The following is a 17,084-nucleotide window of genomic DNA, read 5'->3' on the forward strand; positions in this document are numbered from 1 at the left end:
AATCCAATAAAACCCGTCAAAACCAGTCAGATTGAACACTGAACGCCTCGCAAAAGAAGACTGACTGGATCATAAACGCCTCTCAAAAAGACCTCTGACGGATTTTAATATGGTTTTATCATCCGGGTCAGGACTGAAAAAAGTGCCTCATTGTGATGCCGATGAAAGAAGAACGAATAAAAGAGACGGTAAAGCTTCAATTTGACATGATTCATCTTTTTCATAAGAATTTTGCCAGAGCTTTTCATAAAACAGGCAGCGGTTCCTATAACCTGAATAAAAATCAGAATAAGGCAATCCTGATTATAGGTGCGGTTGGTGAAATAATGCCCACAACTCTGGGAAGATGCCTTGACCTTCAGAAAGGAAGCCTGACCAGCATGATAGATGCTCTGGAGAAAGAGGAGCTTGTCTACAGGAGAGGAGACCCGTCAGACCGGAGAAAGATCCTGGTTTCTCTTACTGAAAAAGGAGAGGATTACAGGAACTGGCTTATAGAAGAGCTTGAAAAAAATAATTCAGAAGTTTTAAGCAGGTTAACTGAAGAAGAGATTGCAGCTTATCAGGAAGGCCTGAAAACAATTCTGGACACATTAAAAAAGCTGGACGAGAGCACCTGAAGAGGAAAAACGGCTTCTAAACACTGATTTGAGGTCTGCAATGCAAACTGAGCTAACAGGCAAACTTCAGAAACTTGGATTTACCGAAAACGAGGCAAAAATCTATATAGGACTCCTGAGACAGGGAGAGGCAACAGCAAGGGAAATTCACGAATTCACTCACGTTCCGAGAACGAAGATCTATTCTACTCTGAATAGAGTGTCAAAGAAGAAATACATAGAAGTCATAGAAGGTACTCCGGCATATTTCAGAAGCATTGATCCGGAACAGCTGTTAGAAAGGTTAAGAGACGAATTCCTTTTCTCACTTAATGAAACACTAGAGGAACTTAATTCTGCAGGTTACGGGATGAAGAATAAATGCTGTTAATTTCGGTATGTCTTCCCGGACCCTTGAAAAAATACAGCTCAGGAGAAAAGGTAAAAAGACATATTGAAGGGAAGACAGTAAATGGAGCTTAAAACAGCAGCAGATTCAAACTTTTCTGAATCTGAAGAAAGCCCGGAAACTAAAGGCGTAAGGATTCTTGAGGGCGATCCCAAAAAAGCAATCATTAAACTTGCAGTCCCTATGATTGTTGCAATGTCCGTTCAGACTCTTTACCAGCTCATAGACACCTTCTGGGTCTCGGGGCTCGGAGCAGACGCACTTGCTGCAATGGGTTTCGTATTTCCATTTTATTTCATAAGCATGGCTTTATCCAACGGCCTGGGCATAGGAGGAGGAGCAGCCATCTCCCGAAAAATCGGAGCGCGGGATAAGGCAGGAGCAGACAACGTAGCCGTACATACGATTATAATAATGATGCTGCTCGTTCTCATATTTACCATACCTTTCTATGTTTTTGCCCCTCATATATTCTCACTTGTAGGAGCAGGGAAAACAACCGATCTTGCGGTAGCTTATGCGAGGGTAATATTTCTCGGGAGCATAGTGATCTTTTTTACTAACGTAGCGAACTCTATCCTCAGGTCCGAAGGGGATTCAAAGCGGGCAATGTACGCAATGGTCCTCGGGGCAGCCCTGAATATCGTTATTGATCCCATTTTCATATACACCTTTAAAATGGGGATTGCAGGTGCAGCCTGGGCAACACTGCTTTCTCTTGCGGTCTCCTCAGCCATGATGCTGAACTGGCTCTTTTTCAAAAAGGACACTTTCGTTTCCTTTGACTTTAAAGACTTCAGCTTTGAGAAAAGTATAATAAACGACATATTCCGGATTGCAGTCCCGGCTTCCGCACAGCAGCTTTCAATGTCGTTATCCATGCTCGTCCTCAACCTGATTATTGTGAACGTGAGCAGCACTGACGGAGTTGCAGTGTACTCCACAGGCTGGCGTGTTGCTACAATTGCAGTTGCCCCACTTGTAGGTATAGCAACTGCAGTAGTTTCTGTTTCCGGAGCCGCCTTCGGGGCGAAAGACTTTGAAAAAGCAAAAACAGCACATACCTATGCAGTGAAAGCCGGACTCCTTATAGAAGGCGGGGTTGCTGCATTTACTTTTATATTCGCCCCACAGATTGCAGCCGTTTTCACGCAGACGGAAGAAGCCGCTCACATAGCTCCGGATCTTATCCAGTTCCTGCGCATAATCTGCCTCTTCTATCCAACAGTTTCTCTCGGAATGCTCTCGACATCCCTATTCCAGGGGGCTGGAAAAGGCTTCAGCGCGCTTACCGCAAATCTCCTGAGAACCATAGTATTTACCCCGCTCTTTGCAGCTTTTTTTGCCTTCAATCTGAATATGGGCCAGGTAGGTGCCTGGTGGGGGATCGTTGCAGGCAATGCTATTGGAGCCGGGGTGGTCTATGTCTGGGTAAAGCTTTATCTCAGTACGATTCTGAAAACAGGGCCCCTGCATAAACCCTTCGAGCAGGGGATTTAAACCTTTTTGAGCAAATATTTATAGAAAGAATTCTAATAAATCGTAAATTTTGTACCAAATATTTATATATATGTAGAAGGTAATAAGTTACCGTCTGCCGGCAAAACCAAAAAACAAAAGTTCAATCAAAGGTGAGCCAGAATGAAAGAAATTATTACGCAAAAGCCTCTGAGACCAGTTCTTCACGGGTTTCTTCTCAAAGACCGTAAGTTTGTCCCGGCCTCAAAATCTAAAGTCCTGAACATTTTCGGACTTTTTGAGACAGGAAGCATAAAGTCGGAGGAGACCTGAAATGCAGGAACAGCTGTCTCCCGCATGAAGTGCTTAATAAAACATTCGGGGGACGGATACATTCTACAGACAAAGATAAATTTCCTCCACCGAAAAACGCCGAATATTCTTTGACCAGTCAGTAGAGAGAAAAAGCATAAGTCAAAATTGCCATATTCAATCTTTAAAAGTATAAATAATGTAAAATTTCCGAAGAAATCCCAAATAAGCACTCATGAAATAAAAACCGCTGGGAAAAGTCTCTTGGAAAAGTCTCTTGGAAAAGTCTCTTGGAAAACACACCTCCCAAAACAGAAGAAAAACGCCGTATATACTAAAAACGTACTCAAGAACAGTTCAGATAAACAGTATTTCCTAAAAGATCTTCAAGTCTGGTTTCAAAAAACATATTTAAAAACGAGAAAAGTAGATCTTTAAGCCAGAACACCTTGAAGAAACAAATCAGGACACCAGCATCTCCATCCCTGGAGTAACTAAATACAAAAAACGGCGGTACAAAGGAAAACTCTCCCAAAAAACGGACATATGGGGAGGATAAAAGAATGAACTGGAAATCATTTCCGGTTCTTTCAAAAAAACATAATTATATTACTATTTTTTGCTTTCTCTTTACTAAACCTTTTTTGTCCCGCTCAATACAGGAGAGCGGCCTCTCCCATGAAAAAGAAGAAAAAACAGATGAATATTGTTCATTTAATTTTCAACCTTTTTTTAATTTTTACTTCTTCTACTCCTTTTCCCTTTAACTTCTTCTTTGGGTTAGATCGCCAGACAAACTGGCGAAGTCTTCGATACAATGCGAATTTAAAATCCCTTATAGGGGGATATTTCAGACCTGTTTCCAGGAGAATGAGAATTATTGATCCGGTAGCTCAACTATGATGGAGATCCGGAAAAGAATGAAATAAAAAGAGACTGGAAAGACAAAAAGATTTGAAGCGAAGAGATAATATTTACTCAAAAAGGTTTTCAGGTAAAGAAATACAGCAGATATTATCGGTTCAGAGGGAAAGACTTGAATCTTAATATAGAAACTTCGAGGCGCATAGAGTTGATAGATATCACCTCAGAGGTAAAGGAAGAGGTGAGGATAAGCGGGGTACGGGAAGGTGTATGCATTATCAGCACCAGACATACGACTGCGGGGATAATTGTCAATGAAAATGAAAACGGGCTCCGGGAGGATATCCTGAATATGCTGGAAAGACTTGTACCTCAGGGGGCAGGATACAGGCACGACAGAATAGACAATAACGCTGATTCGCATCTTAAAGCCATATTGCTCGGATCAAGCGAAGCCCTGCCCATTGTAAAGGGCGAACTGGAACTCGGTACCTGGCAGAGCATTTTTTTTGCCGAAATGGACGGGCCAAGGAACAGGGCGGTAAATCTGACGATTTTAAAAACTGAATAAAGGCAGAAAAAATTGAGTAAAAAAATTAAGGAATAAAAAATAAAAATATAAAAAATTAAGAAAGAAGAAATTAAGAAATGTGAAAAAATCCTTAAAGGCTGTCCGGAGATACTGCCTGAGAGGATCTTTCAGCCTTACTGAAATCGTCCAGACGGGTCTGTTTCTTTCTGCATTTCTCGCCCGGGATCTCTACAGGATATTCTCCTGTAAGGCAGCCAATGCACATGTCGTTCTTGTCGCACTCAAGTGCTCTCATAAGCCCGTCGATGCTGAGGTAGCCGAGAGAATCAGCACTTATCAGCCCTTCGACCTCTTTTATGGTCTTGTATGAAGCGATAAGTTCCTGCCGGGTTGCCATATCGATTCCCAGGTAGCAGGGGGCAATAATTGCCGGGCTTCCGACCCTTGCGTGGACTTCTGACGCGCCTGCCTTCCTGACCATATCTATGATACGCCTCGAGGTAGTCCCGCGGACAATGCTGTCATCTACCAGGACAACACGTTTGCCTTTGATATTGTCCTGAATAGCGTTCATCTTAAGCCGAACTGCAGTTTCACGCAGGTCCTGTCCCGGAAGAATGAAGGTGCGCCCGATATAACGGTTCTTCATGAGCCCTTCCAGGTACATTATACCTGATTCCCTTGCATAGCCGATTGCGGAAGTGATTCCGGAGTCAGGGACAGGAGACACGATGTCTGCGTCTACATGATGTTCGCGGGCAAGCTCCCTTCCGATTCTTTCCCTTACTTTATAGACAAGCTTGCCGTCTATAACGGAGTCTGGCCTTGCAAAGTAAATGAACTCAAAAACGCAATGTGCCGGATGCGGTTCATTTGCGAGCTGGTGGCTTTCAAAACCTGAGCCTGTAAAGACCATGACCTCGCCTGGTTTGACGTCCCTTATAAGGGTGCCGTTCAGGGTGTCAATGGCTACGCTCTCGGAAAATACTCCGTATCCGCCGTCAACTTCTCCAAAACAGAGTGGCTTAAAACCGAAAGGATCCCTTACGGCGTAGATAACACCGTTAATGAAAATGACAAGAGAGTAAGAGCCAACAAGCTTGCGCATTACAGTCCTGATAGACTCGATAGGTTCGTGTTTTATCAGTTCTTTTACAAGCAGATGGCCAATAACTTCAGTATCTGAATCACTGATAAAAATTCTGCCTTCATTTTCCAGCTCATCCTTCAGTTCCCTTGCATTTACCAGATTCCCATTATGAGCAATGGCAACTGTTCCGCCCTTGAAGTTCAGGATAAAAGGCTGACAGTTTTCAATCTTTGACCCGCCAGTTGTGGAGTAACGGACATGCCCGACTCCTGCATTACCGACCAGACGCCCGAGGGAATCTTTGTTATATACATCAGGTACAAGCCCCATTCCTTTGATGGAAAGCGGACATGAGCCGTTGTGCACCATTATGCCTGTCGATTCCTGTCCTCTGTGCTGAAGGGCATAAAGGGCATAATAAAGCTTGAATGCGACAGCATTTGACGCGGGTCTGTCATCAGGCAAAATTATGCCTGCAACCCCGCACTCTTCTTTCAATTTTGACCTCCGGTGCAGGTAAAAAATAGAGAAAATTGAGCAGGCAGGTTTAGTATTTGCACTTTGCCTGCCACTTGTAAGTTCTCATACGGGATGTCTTTCCAAAGCCGCATGAAGTACACTGTTTTGTATGCACGTTTAACGAAACGCTGCCGCAGCGCCTGCATTTGGCGTGGGTGCGCTTCTGCCTTTTTCCCATTGAAGCCGTACCTTTACTCATTCTCAAATCTCCTGATAAAAATCAATCTAGCATGTAATATTCGATAATTCGAAGCGATTTCGTTTTTCTGAATTCATCCCAGCTCTACAGATCTTGCTGCTTACCGAGTTTAACGATAATAGATGAAGTGCTTGATATAGATTACGGAGATACGTATACGACGTTGTCACCGCGAATAACGACACTGCTGAATTTACTTACTACTTCTCCTTCTCTTAATTCTTCAGCATTGTCAAGCACGAGATTCATGTGAATATCGTATCCTTTCAGCTCGCCCCTAAACTCACGTGCGCCTTTCAATCTTACGATAACGGGTGTGTCCAGTGCGTTGTTCAAAATATCCAGAGGTCGGTTTGCCATCCTTACAATCCCCTTAAAACATTATAAATCAAGTCATTATCTATATCAATATAAATAGTTAATCCAGACTTAAACTGATCGCCGCGCTTAAGTATTCGATTATCTGCATCAAAGTCGTAAATACAATATATAAATGTATCGAAGAAATGACTCAATTCTGGTCTTCAGGTATATAAACGAAGGCAAAATATAAGAAAAATGCTCTTTCCTGAGGAAAAAATACTATATTATTGAAACACTTTCTATCAACTCTCTAAATAATATTTCAGAAACTCTTCTAAAAGACGTCATAAAAAACAAACTTTCATAATACCGAAAATCCCTGAGTTCCCCGGTTTTTCGGAATCGGGACTTACAAAATCAAGTTTCATAAGAACCCGGTACCCTTCGTCTTATAGATTTCCGGAGAATTCAGAAATATTGTCGGAATGAAATAAGAGTCCTGCAGAAGGGGTAAAAGTGTAATTCTGACAAAAATGAGAAGTGCAGTATAAATGCCGTATAAGTGCCTTATATTTAGATACACCAGCATAATAAGCCATAAAAAATAAAAATCGAAATGAGGAATAAAATGACAGAAAAAACCCCTATGTTTAAAACTCCTGTTGTGATGACTATCGCTGGTTCTGATTCAGGAGGGGGAGCAGGAATTGCTGCTGACATCAAGACCTTTGCAGCATTCGGAGTCCACGGGACCTGCGCCATTACTTCCGTAACCGCCCAGAATACTACAGGGGTTCTTGAAACATTTGATCTTGCTCCTGAAGCCGTTGCGAGCCAGATAGAGGCTGTCTGTACCGACATGGATGTTAAGTGGGCAAAAACCGGAATGCTTGCCTCTTCAGAGATCATAAAAGAGGTTGCAAAGCAGGTAAAAAAACATAATCTCTCCCTCGTGCTCGACCCTGTAATGGCTGCTGAAGCCGGAGGAGACCTGCTGAAAAAAGAAGCCCTTTCAGTCCTTATTAAAGAACTGTTACCTCTCTGCAAGGTTACAACTCCAAACGCCTCAGAGGCGGGCGCACTTGCAGGTGTCACTGTCAAGACCCATGAAGATGCAAAACTTGCGGCAAGAAAAATTGCAGACCTTGGGGTTGAATCCGTTATTGTTACGGGAGGGCATATCGACGCGACTGACCTCCTTTATGAACCTGTGTCCGGCACCTTTACACGCATTCCGGGCACTTTTGTAAAAGGAGGGACACATGGGTCTGGATGCACTTATTCCGCGTCAATGGCTGCCTGCCTTGCCCGGGGTGACAGCACGGAAACCGCTGCCAGAAAAGCAAAGACGTTTGTGGAACAGGCGATTTTGAGGAGCGTGCCTGTAGGAAAGGGAGTGGGACCTGTAAATCCTCTGGCAAATACACTTGAAGAAAAAGAGCGGTACCTGGCTCTTCAGGACGTAAAAGAAGCGGTTTCAATCCTCACATACAGCCCTGATTTTGCAAAACTAATCCCTGAGGTTGGCTGTAATATAGGGATGGCAATCCCATGTGCCAGGACTTATAATGAAATAGCTGCTGTCGAAGGCAGGATAATCAGGTTCAGGGAAAAGGCAATTCCCGTCGGATACGTTAATTTCGGAGCCAGCCAGCATGTTGCCAGGGTTATTTTAGCAGCTCTCCGCGAGAATCCTGAAATGAGGGCTGCCATGAATGTGAAATACTCGGAAGAAATTCTTGAAGCATGCAGAGAAATAAATCCTGGAATCTCTTCTTTTGACAGGGCTGAAGATCCTGGGGATGCCAGCACCATGGAATGGGGAACATCGGAGGCAATTAGAAAATACGGAGGAATGCCTGAAGTAATCTATGATAAAGGAGCAATAGGAAAAGAACCCATGGTCAGGCTGCTTGGTAAAAGCGCTTCAGAGGTCGCAAAGCTTGCCGTGGAACTTGCCAGGAGAGTAAAATAACACCCGTTGAGCATAACGCCAGCTGAAACCAGGATTTTTTATTCCCAATTTTTCTTATTTTAAATATTTTTTCAGATATATCCAGTTTTGATATATTTATTACTATTATTATCTTATTTTTAATCTTTTCTTTTTTCCTAATATAATGTCTTATTTTTTTATCTTTTAACTTTTCTTTTTTACTAATTTCCTTTTTATTTTTATTTCTTCTATTTCTATTCTCTTTTATTTCTCATCTTTATTTTTATTATTTTTTATTTTTATTACCTTTTGTTTCCATTCATCTTTATTTTTATTCATTTTCTTTTTTCCCTTTTGTTCTCACACCTTCCAGCTCCAATAACTTTGTGAATTTTTATAAAGTATAATGGTGGAGCTTATTGGATATAGATGAGAAACAGATAACACTTAAATACATCAAGGTATGATTTTGTACAGAAACGTTACGCAGGAGATTTTCATGGAGCAGACAAAAATTATTCTTGACGAAAATGAAATGCCGAAGAGATGGTACAATGTCCTTTCAGACCTGCCGTCTCCAATAGACCCGCCTCTGGACCCAAGAACCTGGCAGCCTATAAACCCTGAGGCTCTTGAGCCTATTTTTGCAAAGGAACTGATCAGGCAGGAAATGAGCAGTGACAGGTACATCGATATCCCTGCAGAAATACTCGATGTTTACAGGCTCTGGAGGCCAAGCCCCCTCTTCAGGGCTCACCAGCTTGAAAAGGACCTCAAGACCCCTGCAAAAATATATTATAAGTATGAAGGAGTCAGCCCCGCAGGCAGCCACAAGACAAATACCTCCATTGCCCAGGCCTACTACAATATGAAAGAAGGCACGGAAAGGCTCACAACCGAGACCGGAGCAGGACAGTGGGGAAGTGCACTTTCTCTTGCCTGCAACTACTTTGACCTCGAATGCAAGGTCTATATGGTTCGTTCAAGTTATTACCAGAAACCTTACAGAAAATCCCTTATGACCCTCTGGGGAGGAAATGTCGTACCTTCCCCGAGTCCTGATACGGAGTTTGGAAGAAAAATCCTGAAGGAGCAGCCTGACACGCCCGGGAGCCTCGGGATTGCAATCAGTGAGGCTGTAGAGGACGCAATAGCCCATGATAATACAAAATACACGCTTGGAAGCGTGCTGAACCATGTTGTGCTCCATCAGACCGTGATAGGAGCTGAATGTAAAAAACAGCTTGAACAGGTCGAAGAGTATCCTGATGTGGTTATAGGGTGCTGCGGAGGAGGGAGCAACCTCGGAGGGATCGGACTCGAATTCATAAAAGACAGGCTTGAAGGAAAGCACAATGCAAGAGTGGTCGCAGTCGAGCCTTCAGCATGTCCTTCCCTGACAAAAGGAGAATACAGATATGACTTCGGAGACACTGCCGAGATGACGCCTCTTCTCAAGATGTACACTCTCGGACACAAGCACATACCACCTGCCATCCATGCAGGAGGACTCCGTTATCACGGCGACTCTCCCATTATAAGCAAACTCTGTGCCGAAGGGCTCATGGAAGCGGTTTCTTATGGCCAGAAAGAGGTCTTCGATGCCGCTGTCCAGTTTGCCAGGACGGAAGGAATAGTGCCTGCACCTGAATCTTCCCATGCAATACGCTGTGCGATTGATGAAGCCCTTGAAGCTAAGCAGAAAGGAGAAGAAAAGGTAATTCTCTTCAACCTTAGCGGGCACGGGCACTTTGACATGGCTTCCTACGACAAATATTTCAGCGGAGAACTTGAGTGATCTGCATATATCAGGAAAACATCTGATAAAAGTAATTGGATAAAAGTAATGGTGCCAAAAAAACATAGCCTGAAACATGAACCCGAACGATGCCCGGGTTTTCAGGCTAAAATATATAACTGAACAGTATATAACAGGGATGCCTCAGGGCATCTCTATATTTGAGAAATCCTGGGAATTTCTTTTATAACTCAAGAGGTTTTTTGTTCAGGATATAAAGGATCATTTTCTGGTTGAGTTTGCTTTCTTTGCTCATTTTCTCTGCAATTTTATCATTGGGGATTCCATCGACTTTCATATTCCTTATCTTATTCATCACTGAAGAAGGGACCGTGTAGTATTCATTGATGTCTTTTCTGTGACCCCAGACGTCTCCTTCAATCAGCTGTATTTTCTGCATCTCTAAAAACATCTCCATTGATTTTGACATAGTTCGCTGATATGAGCTTGGAAGCTGGACTATCTCGAGTTTGGGACATGTTTCGACAAGCAGAAAAATATCTTTATTCGAAGGCCTGAACGCAAGATGAATCACCTTTTCGTTCGGGTTTAAGGAGAGAATTTCATCTCTCGAACTTACAACTCTTATTTTCATACTATTCCCCAGACCCTAGTTTAAATTAAGTACTGAATGAAGTTTATTAGACTGCAATATTTAAATATTTTTCTGTGTTTTTGTAGAAGTTTTATTCGTTTAGTAGAAGGATATTTGAAAAAAAGAGTTATAGAGAATTAATAATAAAAAGTGTTGAAGGAATAATCGTAATTGATAGATAAAAAATTAATCAATTTTTTTAATTTTTCTGAATAAATATAAAAATTGAGTCTGGATGTAAATTAATTTATTTTTTACCCGGAAAGAAAAGCCCTCTTCCTCGACAGATCGGATTTCTCCGACCTGCCATGTGGGATGAAAGCCGTCATTCAGTACAGTACTGTGTTTCTTTATTGCTGTTTCTTATTTTACCGGTAGATTGAACCTGTTTTATCCCGCACCTTTGCCAGCTTCAGAACTTTCCGCGGCCGAGCTGTGCATGAGCGCGTGCCAGGTGTCCGGCTGCCTGTGCTCCTATCAGGGAAATTTCTCCTGCAAGCACTGCAGAAGCAACGATTTCTGCAAATTTCCGCGAGTTTATTCCGGGGGTGTCTCCTGCCCCTGCTACACCAAGGATATTGAGACAGTCTCTCTGTGTCCCAAGCCCGGTCCCTCCTCCCACCGTACCCACGGGAAGGGCTGGAAGAGTGACAGAGCAATGGATTTCTTCATACTTTGTAAGTTCCATACTTGTAATCGCTGTGCTGCCTTCGACAACATGAGCAGCATCCTGCCCGCATGCAAGATATACAGCAGCAATAATGTTTGCAGCATGAGCGTTGAACCCCATGGCTCCTGCCCTTGCAGAACCGAGAAGGTTTTTACTGTAATTTACCTCAAACATTGATTCAGGCGTGCATTTGAGAGTCTCTTTGACTATCTCCTGAGGAATGGTCACTTCAGCAACTACGGTTTTCCCCCTCCCGAGGATGGCGCTTATGGACGCAGGTTTTTTGTCAGTACACATATTTCCTGAAAGGGTAACAGGGTGTGCGCCGAACTCATCTTCTATTAGGTGCATTACAGCATCCGTTGCTATGGTCACCATGTTCATGCCCATTGCGTCTTTTGTATCATAGGAAAACCTGAGATAGATGTATGTTCCTGTCACAAAGGGCTTTACTGAAAGCAGTTTTCCAAACCGGGTCGTTTTTTCAGCAGCCTGTTTCATCTGTTCGAAAGTTTCCGGGCTCTTCACCCAATCATAAAATTTTCTGGCTCTTTCAAGACTTTCAAACTTGAAGACCGGAGCTCTTGTCATTTCGTCTTCAAAAACTCTTACATTTGCTCCTCCTGATCTGGTGATTACCGAGCAGCCGCGATTTACACTGGCAACAAGTGCTCCTTCCGTTGTAGCCAGAGGAATATAGTATTCTCCTGCTGCATATTCTCCGTTTACTTTCAGAAGCCCGGCAACTCCCAGAGGGATCTGGACTGCGCCTATCATGTTTTCGATATTTCTCTTTGTTACGCTTTCCACGTCCAGTGAGAAATTCTGTATATGCTCAAATTCCAGTTTTCCATACTCCTGAATAGCAAGCCTTCGGATCTTTACGGCTGTCAGCGGGTCTGCAAATTCTTCAATCTTGCGAAATGCTATATCTCCATCGAGAACCTTTTGTAAAAGAAGTTTCTCTTCCTCAGTAAGTTCATAAGCTTCCGTAAACATGATATCACCTGATCCTTTTACTTTCAACTAAAAATTAAAGTCTTGTGGTGCCGCAATAAGGAATGCAAATTCTAATATATTATCCTTTTAAACATGAAGCCTTTATGTTAGATAAGATTCCCTTTATCTTAAATATCCGTATATTAACATATAATTCATTCCTCTAAAAAAGTAAATCCCTTACTCTAAAACAGTCAATTCTCCGTTTAAAGCAATAATTCCGCATCTAAAACAGTTAATTCTTTGTTTAAAGCAGTAATTCTTCGTTTAAAGTAGTTATTACCTCGCCTAAAACAGTTAATTCTTCATTTTCATATCATTTTTTATCCTGGCAAGAGCGCTTTCAAGATGCTGCAGGGGCTTTATTCCTGGACTGGACTTTTGAAAAAGAGATGCAAGAAGACAATAACTATTTTTTTATTTAATTTATGTATTTCTATAATTTACTGCAGGAAGTCTTTAAAAAAATAATTATAAGCTTATACCTTTTAAGTAATTATTTTAAAAGAGATTTTAAAGTAAGTTTAAATATCCTTTAAAGTTGACTCCGGACAAACCGCCAGATTCAGAAATTTATAATCAGCTGGTTTTCTTCACTGTATGTTAGAAAAAGTTCAGCCACTTCTTTTGAGCAAATAAACTCAATTCCCGGGATCAATTCTTCCTTCTTAAGTCCGATCATGTCTGAGGCAAGCTGACAGCACCGGAACTCTACTCCCATGTCTATACATTCCTGGACCGAGGCATCGTATTTCGGTGAACCTCTCGTTTTATCTTTCTTTGCAAGCAACACTCCCATAGGTCCCCACAGAATAACCAGAACGTCGAGCCCTTTACTTCTATAATACTTAGCAAATTTGAGAGTTTCCTGCGGGCTGGTGCTTTCGTACACCATGTTTTTGAGTAATAGTAAAACCTTTTCTACTTTTGTCATAAGAACCCCAGGTCTGAATAATACTTTTCTGAAACAGATTACCTGGATGTATATAAAGTTTCACATTGAAATTGAGGGTATGCCCATTTTTTCACTCTATTTATATAAATTTATTAACTCTTCAAAAACCTGCAAAACCTTTGCATATACTAATTTAATTGATTTTACTGCCGTTCCAAAAATCACAGTTAATTTTTTTCTTCTGAAATGATTTGACCTCAAATCTAAAAAAACTTATAAAGTCCTGTGCTAATAATAGGGTCGAATTCTGAAATTCTATTTTTATATTAATTCTATTTTTATATTAATTCTGTTTTTCATTATTTCTTATTAATTTTCATTATCTCTTATTAATTTTCATTATCTCTTATTAATAAATTAACTGTCCATTCTTTCGGAATATCTTCTGGCAGAAAGTTTCTTTTTATTACCTATACATTTAAATACTTTATACAATTATAATGATAGTTATTATATATACTCTTAGGGGATTGATTGAGCATGTCTTCAATAGTTTCTGATTTTAAAAAGACAAAACCAAAAAACAGTGTAAAAAATATTCTTGAAGATACTGATTCAAAAGCAAAGGAAATAAGCCTGTTAATAGACAGTCTTCCAGTAACTGTTTTCAGAATTTCAAATGAATCGTCCTGGGCAATACACTATATAGGCAAGAGTGTAGAACAATTAACCGGTTACTCCAAAATGGATTTTATTACCCGGAAACTGACCTGGTCCGATCTTATTTGTCCAGAGGATATTCCTGCACTCAACAAGGTTGTACAGAAAGCGACGAAAAACAGGACTCCCTATCAGGTTGAATACAGAATTAAAAAAGCAGACGGCAGTACAGTATTCATTCAGGAACAGGCTCATCCGGTGAATGATGATAAGGGAAATTTAGCTTATGTTGACGGTGTGTTTCTGGACGTCACTCAACAAATAATACGTAGAGAAGAGTCTCAGAAGGCAATTGTTAGCAGCATACCCAAGCCATCACTTGCTCTTTATGTAGATGCTTCTGGAAAAATAAAATATATCAATGACTATTTTGTGAAAATGTGTAAGTTTAAAAGTGCCAGTGAAGCAATCGGTCTCTCTCCTGCTGACTTAATGGAGAGCAATAACAAAAAATCAATTGCTGAAACAGTCCTTGAAACTGGAGAAGGAGTTTTCAATTTTGAAAGGGCGCTGAAACTTAAGGCTCAGGATAAACCACTGCATACAGTAACTTCCTCCGTGCCGATAAAAGATGATACTGGAGCAATTGTTGCAAATCTTACTATTATTACTGATATGACAGAGATGAAGGAGAAGGAAAAAGAAATCCAGGATTTGCTGGAATATACTAACAGCTGCCTGAAGAATCTCGGAGAAGGTATCAGAATAATTGGTGAAGGCAACCTTGATGTCCAGCTCGAAAAGGTTAAAGACGATGATTTTGGCAGGATTTTTGATGAATTTAATAAGCTTGTTTTTACTCTAAAATCAGTTATTGAGAATGTCCTTGAGGATATGCTTACTACTCTTGAAGAAGCCCGCCAGTCCGAAGAAGCCGTTAACCAGATGAACATGGGAATGCAGCAGATCTCAACTGCTGCAGAGCAAATCGCAACCGGTTCCGAGAACCTTTCCAGGCATGCAGGCGCAGCAGCTTCTGATATAAAAGCCTCCCAGGAAATCTTCAAAAAGCTCAGTGACTCTTCTACAAAATCCTCCAGTTATGCCTCCCAGGCTGGTAAAATCAGTGACGAAGCCCAGGATCTCAACAACATGGCTCTGGAAGGGGTGGAACAGTTTGTTGAAGAAATTTCCAAACTCGGAGATATTGTCCACTCCCTTGATGACGCTGTCAATAACATCGGAGCTGTCACAGGAAAAATCAAGTCCATTGCCGACCAGACCAACCTCCTTGCTTTAAATGCAGCTATCGAAGCAGCACGAGCCGGAGAATACGGCAGAGGTTTTGCTGTCGTTGCTGACGAGGTCAGGAAACTTGCAGCAGATTCGAGAAAGAGCACTGACGAAATAAATGAGATCGTTACAAACGTCCAGAAAGAGACCAAAAAGGTGACAGAAGCCATCAACACCGCAGACGGACAGGCGAAAACAGGAAGCAAAAACATCAAACAGGCCCTGAATAAGAGCCATGAGATCGCCGATGCGGTTGCCACTATAAACTCCATGCTTGCTGAGTTAGATAAGCTCTCGGATGAAGGTCTAAGCAGAGTTGAGAATATCGAGAAAAGCATAAGTGAGACCGCTTCAACAGCAGAAGAAAATGCTGCAAGCAGTGAAGAAACCTCTGCTGCAATTGAAGAACAGACAGCTGCCATGCAGCAGGTGAGCACGTCTGTACAGAATGTCAGTGGGCTTGCCCAGAAAACGGTCAATACTCTCCTGGAAAACTTCGATGTGTCAGGGGAAAAGAACAACGTCCAGCCTTCTCCCGGAAAACCACAGGGTTTTGACAGAAACAAGGTCTCAAAAATATACTGAATGTTGAATCTGTTTGATTGAGGGGTGATGAGGTGCAGCAGTTTTAACTTGCTGTTTCTTTAAAGCCCCTTTAAGGTGATAATATGAGTTATCATAGTCAGATCGTAAATGTGGATAATACGATTCAGGTGATTGTTTTTAGTCTTGGAGAAGAGAGGTATGGAGTCGAAATTTCTCAGGTAAAAGAGATTATCCTGCCAACTCAAATCACCAGAATTCCTAATGTTCCCGGCTTTGTAGAGGGAGTGCTGAACCTCAGGGGCCAGATAGCAACAATCATCAATCTCAGAAAGAGATTGGGGAAAGAATCCAAGAAGAACGATGAAAATACCCGGATTATAGTTATTGAATACAATAATGCCACTATCGGGATGATGGTTGACAGTGTAAGTGAAGTCAAGTACCTGTCTTCTCAGAATATTGAAGAAATACCCAAATTCCTGGCTTTAAGAGACGATTCTAAGTTCTTAAAGGGAGTGGGAAAACTTGAGGATGGGCTTCTCACATTAATGGACCTTAAAGAGTTATTCAGCGAGGAAGAGCTGAAGGAGATGCGGGGATGACCGATAAAGTCCACCTCCGAGCTCCTGTTAAAATTTATGATGACGGATGGGTGGATGTAGAACTTGTAGTCACCGACAGCAGCTTCGTTATTGGAAAACGGAACATCTCCCTGCGGGAAATAGAAGACCTGGAAGATGTTGAAATCGAGGGCGTTAATTGTATCCAGATTAAAAAAGAAAGCAAAATTGTCCTTCAGCTTCCTAAAAACCTCCACCATCAGGTCTTCAAATACATTGCATTTAATCTCAAAGCAGATAAGTTTGCAGTGTTTTTCCTCTCGTCCGCAACTGTTGGGGGCGTTGTTTCATCGGATGCACAATGGGAAAAAGGGTATTTCAGTGTAACAGATGAAGGTTTCTGGTTTCTATCTGCCAGAAACCAGAAAAGAATCCCTATTGAGAATCTCGGATCTGTTAAGACTGACTTTAGAAATGTTGGCGGGAAACAGAGGAAGGTTCTTGTCCTCTCTCATGTTGAAAAAAGTAATGTAGTAACAAGCCTGGTACTTTGTCCCGAAAGCACGCTGGAAATGCTTGAAGGCTACCTTCAGCGGCTTTTCGAAAAGCATAAGCCGGCAATTAAACTGTCCGAAGATGAAATGCAGATTCTCACTCTGATATATTCCGGGCTGGATTTTGCATCAATTGAAAACATAGCTGGAATGTCAACGGATGAGTTAAACAGTTATTATGACCGCCTTGTAGATTCCGGGCTTGCTAAAGTTGTAAAAATCAGAAAAGAAATTGAACTGACTCCTCATGGGGTAAGTATGGTAGATAAAATTTCTAAAAGATAATTTCAGAT

16 protein-coding genes are annotated in these 17,084 nt (G+C 41.7%); 10 read left to right on the plus strand and 6 right to left on the minus strand.

Annotation, left to right across the window (positions count from 1 at the left end; genetic code table 11):
- Positions 1-161 precede the first annotated feature (161 nt).
- From MSMAS_RS05045 to MSMAS_RS05070, 5 genes are all read left to right on the plus strand, one after another.
- Positions 162-620, plus strand: coding sequence for a MarR family winged helix-turn-helix transcriptional regulator (locus tag MSMAS_RS05045; protein ID WP_015411035.1), 459 nt, complete (start codon positions 162-164; stop codon positions 618-620).
- 40 nt (positions 621-660) lie between these two features.
- Positions 661-990, plus strand: a complete 330-nt coding sequence (locus MSMAS_RS05050) for a TrmB family transcriptional regulator (protein ID WP_048046350.1) — start codon at positions 661-663, stop codon at positions 988-990.
- Between the two features lie 81 nt (positions 991-1,071).
- Positions 1,072-2,508 carry an MATE family efflux transporter gene (locus MSMAS_RS05055; RefSeq protein WP_048046351.1) on the plus strand — a complete coding sequence of 479 codons (1,437 nt, stop codon included), beginning with the start codon at positions 1,072-1,074 and terminating at the stop codon, positions 2,506-2,508.
- 141 nt (positions 2,509-2,649) lie between these two features.
- Positions 2,650-2,799, plus strand: a complete 150-nt coding sequence (locus MSMAS_RS18650) for a hypothetical protein (RefSeq protein WP_015411033.1) — start codon at positions 2,650-2,652, stop codon at positions 2,797-2,799.
- A gap of 1,015 nt (positions 2,800-3,814) precedes the next feature.
- The gene (locus MSMAS_RS05070; protein ID WP_011032296.1) at positions 3,815-4,213 is read left to right on the plus strand and encodes a secondary thiamine-phosphate synthase enzyme YjbQ; all 399 of its coding nucleotides are present in this window, start codon (positions 3,815-3,817) and stop codon (positions 4,211-4,213) included.
- Between the two features lie 91 nt (positions 4,214-4,304).
- Here the strand turns inward: MSMAS_RS05070 and purF are convergent, their stop codons facing one another.
- From purF to MSMAS_RS05080, 3 genes are all read right to left on the minus strand, one after another.
- Positions 4,305-5,762 carry an amidophosphoribosyltransferase gene (purF, locus tag MSMAS_RS05075; protein WP_011032295.1) on the minus strand — a complete coding sequence of 486 codons (1,458 nt, stop codon included), beginning with the start codon at positions 5,760-5,762 and terminating at the stop codon, positions 4,305-4,307.
- A 49-nt stretch (positions 5,763-5,811) separates the two neighbouring features.
- A complete protein-coding gene (locus MSMAS_RS18075) occupies positions 5,812-5,982 on the minus strand; it encodes a 50S ribosomal protein L37e (RefSeq protein WP_011032294.1) in 171 nt (56 codons plus the stop codon).
- A 141-nt stretch (positions 5,983-6,123) separates the two neighbouring features.
- Positions 6,124-6,342 (minus strand): LSm family protein, encoded by a 219-nt coding sequence (locus MSMAS_RS05080; RefSeq protein WP_011032293.1) that lies wholly within the window; start codon positions 6,340-6,342, stop codon positions 6,124-6,126.
- Between the two features lie 571 nt (positions 6,343-6,913).
- On the opposite strand from MSMAS_RS05080, the gene thiD reads away from it, so the two are divergent.
- Together thiD and MSMAS_RS05090 are read left to right on the plus strand one after the other, a co-directional pair.
- Complete coding sequence (gene thiD / locus MSMAS_RS05085; protein WP_048040039.1) at positions 6,914-8,260, plus strand: bifunctional hydroxymethylpyrimidine kinase/phosphomethylpyrimidine kinase; 1,347 nt, start codon at positions 6,914-6,916, stop codon at positions 8,258-8,260.
- Between the two features lie 460 nt (positions 8,261-8,720).
- Positions 8,721-10,019 carry a TrpB-like pyridoxal phosphate-dependent enzyme gene (locus tag MSMAS_RS05090; protein ID WP_011032291.1) on the plus strand — a complete coding sequence of 433 codons (1,299 nt, stop codon included), beginning with the start codon at positions 8,721-8,723 and terminating at the stop codon, positions 10,017-10,019.
- 184 nt (positions 10,020-10,203) lie between these two features.
- Here the strand turns inward: MSMAS_RS05090 and MSMAS_RS05095 are convergent, their stop codons facing one another.
- From MSMAS_RS05095 to MSMAS_RS05105, 3 genes are all read right to left on the minus strand, one after another.
- Positions 10,204-10,614, minus strand: a complete 411-nt coding sequence (locus tag MSMAS_RS05095) for a DUF1699 family protein (RefSeq protein WP_011032290.1) — start codon at positions 10,612-10,614, stop codon at positions 10,204-10,206.
- Positions 10,615-11,026: 412 nt separating this feature from the next.
- Positions 11,027-12,283 carry a hydroxymethylglutaryl-CoA reductase (NADPH) gene (gene hmgA, locus MSMAS_RS05100; RefSeq protein ID WP_011032289.1) on the minus strand — a complete coding sequence of 419 codons (1,257 nt, stop codon included), beginning with the start codon at positions 12,281-12,283 and terminating at the stop codon, positions 11,027-11,029.
- Between the two features lie 565 nt (positions 12,284-12,848).
- Entirely contained in the window at positions 12,849-13,217 is a 369-nt protein-coding gene (locus tag MSMAS_RS05105) for a DsrE family protein (RefSeq protein WP_011032288.1), read from the minus strand.
- Between the two features lie 501 nt (positions 13,218-13,718).
- Between MSMAS_RS05105 and MSMAS_RS05110 the strand changes: the two genes are divergently transcribed.
- The 3 genes from MSMAS_RS05110 to MSMAS_RS05120 all read left to right on the plus strand — a co-directional run bounded on the left by MSMAS_RS05110 (position 13,719) and on the right by MSMAS_RS05120 (position 17,076).
- Complete coding sequence (locus tag MSMAS_RS05110) at positions 13,719-15,716, plus strand: methyl-accepting chemotaxis protein (protein WP_048046352.1); 1,998 nt, start codon at positions 13,719-13,721, stop codon at positions 15,714-15,716.
- Positions 15,717-15,799: 83 nt separating this feature from the next.
- Positions 15,800-16,279 carry a chemotaxis protein CheW gene (locus MSMAS_RS05115; protein ID WP_011032286.1) on the plus strand — a complete coding sequence of 160 codons (480 nt, stop codon included), beginning with the start codon at positions 15,800-15,802 and terminating at the stop codon, positions 16,277-16,279.
- Complete coding sequence (locus MSMAS_RS05120) at positions 16,276-17,076, plus strand: CheF family chemotaxis protein (RefSeq protein WP_011032285.1); 801 nt, start codon at positions 16,276-16,278, stop codon at positions 17,074-17,076. The genes MSMAS_RS05115 and MSMAS_RS05120 overlap by 4 nt, the downstream gene beginning before the upstream one ends.
- Positions 17,077-17,084: the final 8 nt, after the last annotated feature.

It is taken from the genome of Methanosarcina mazei S-6 (assembly GCF_000970205.1).
In the GTDB taxonomy this organism is placed as follows: domain Archaea; phylum Halobacteriota; class Methanosarcinia; order Methanosarcinales; family Methanosarcinaceae; genus Methanosarcina; species Methanosarcina mazei.

What these genes read in the sequence shown, in the direction of transcription:
- MSMAS_RS05080 (WP_011032293.1), bottom strand. Translation starts at nt 6,342, where the DNA reads ATGGCAAACCGACCTCTGGATATTTTGAACAACGCACTGGACACACCC.
- MSMAS_RS05090 (WP_011032291.1), top strand. Translation starts at nt 8,721, where the DNA reads ATGGAGCAGACAAAAATTATTCTTGACGAAAATGAAATGCCGAAGAGA.
- MSMAS_RS05045 (WP_015411035.1), top strand. Translation starts at nt 162, where the DNA reads ATGAAAGAAGAACGAATAAAAGAGACGGTAAAGCTTCAATTTGACATG.
- MSMAS_RS18075 (WP_011032294.1), bottom strand. Translation starts at nt 5,982, where the DNA reads ATGAGTAAAGGTACGGCTTCAATGGGAAAAAGGCAGAAGCGCACCCAC.
- MSMAS_RS05055 (WP_048046351.1), top strand. Translation starts at nt 1,072, where the DNA reads ATGGAGCTTAAAACAGCAGCAGATTCAAACTTTTCTGAATCTGAAGAA.
- MSMAS_RS05050 (WP_048046350.1), top strand. Translation starts at nt 661, where the DNA reads ATGCAAACTGAGCTAACAGGCAAACTTCAGAAACTTGGATTTACCGAA.
- MSMAS_RS05095 (WP_011032290.1), bottom strand. Translation starts at nt 10,614, where the DNA reads ATGAAAATAAGAGTTGTAAGTTCGAGAGATGAAATTCTCTCCTTAAAC.
- MSMAS_RS05110 (WP_048046352.1), top strand. Translation starts at nt 13,719, where the DNA reads ATGTCTTCAATAGTTTCTGATTTTAAAAAGACAAAACCAAAAAACAGT.
- hmgA (WP_011032289.1), bottom strand. Translation starts at nt 12,283, where the DNA reads ATGTTTACGGAAGCTTATGAACTTACTGAGGAAGAGAAACTTCTTTTA.
- MSMAS_RS05115 (WP_011032286.1), top strand. Translation starts at nt 15,800, where the DNA reads ATGAGTTATCATAGTCAGATCGTAAATGTGGATAATACGATTCAGGTG.
- thiD (WP_048040039.1), top strand. Translation starts at nt 6,914, where the DNA reads ATGACAGAAAAAACCCCTATGTTTAAAACTCCTGTTGTGATGACTATC.
- MSMAS_RS05120 (WP_011032285.1), top strand. Translation starts at nt 16,276, where the DNA reads ATGACCGATAAAGTCCACCTCCGAGCTCCTGTTAAAATTTATGATGAC.
- MSMAS_RS18650 (WP_015411033.1), top strand. Translation starts at nt 2,650, where the DNA reads ATGAAAGAAATTATTACGCAAAAGCCTCTGAGACCAGTTCTTCACGGG.
- MSMAS_RS05105 (WP_011032288.1), bottom strand. Translation starts at nt 13,217, where the DNA reads ATGACAAAAGTAGAAAAGGTTTTACTATTACTCAAAAACATGGTGTAC.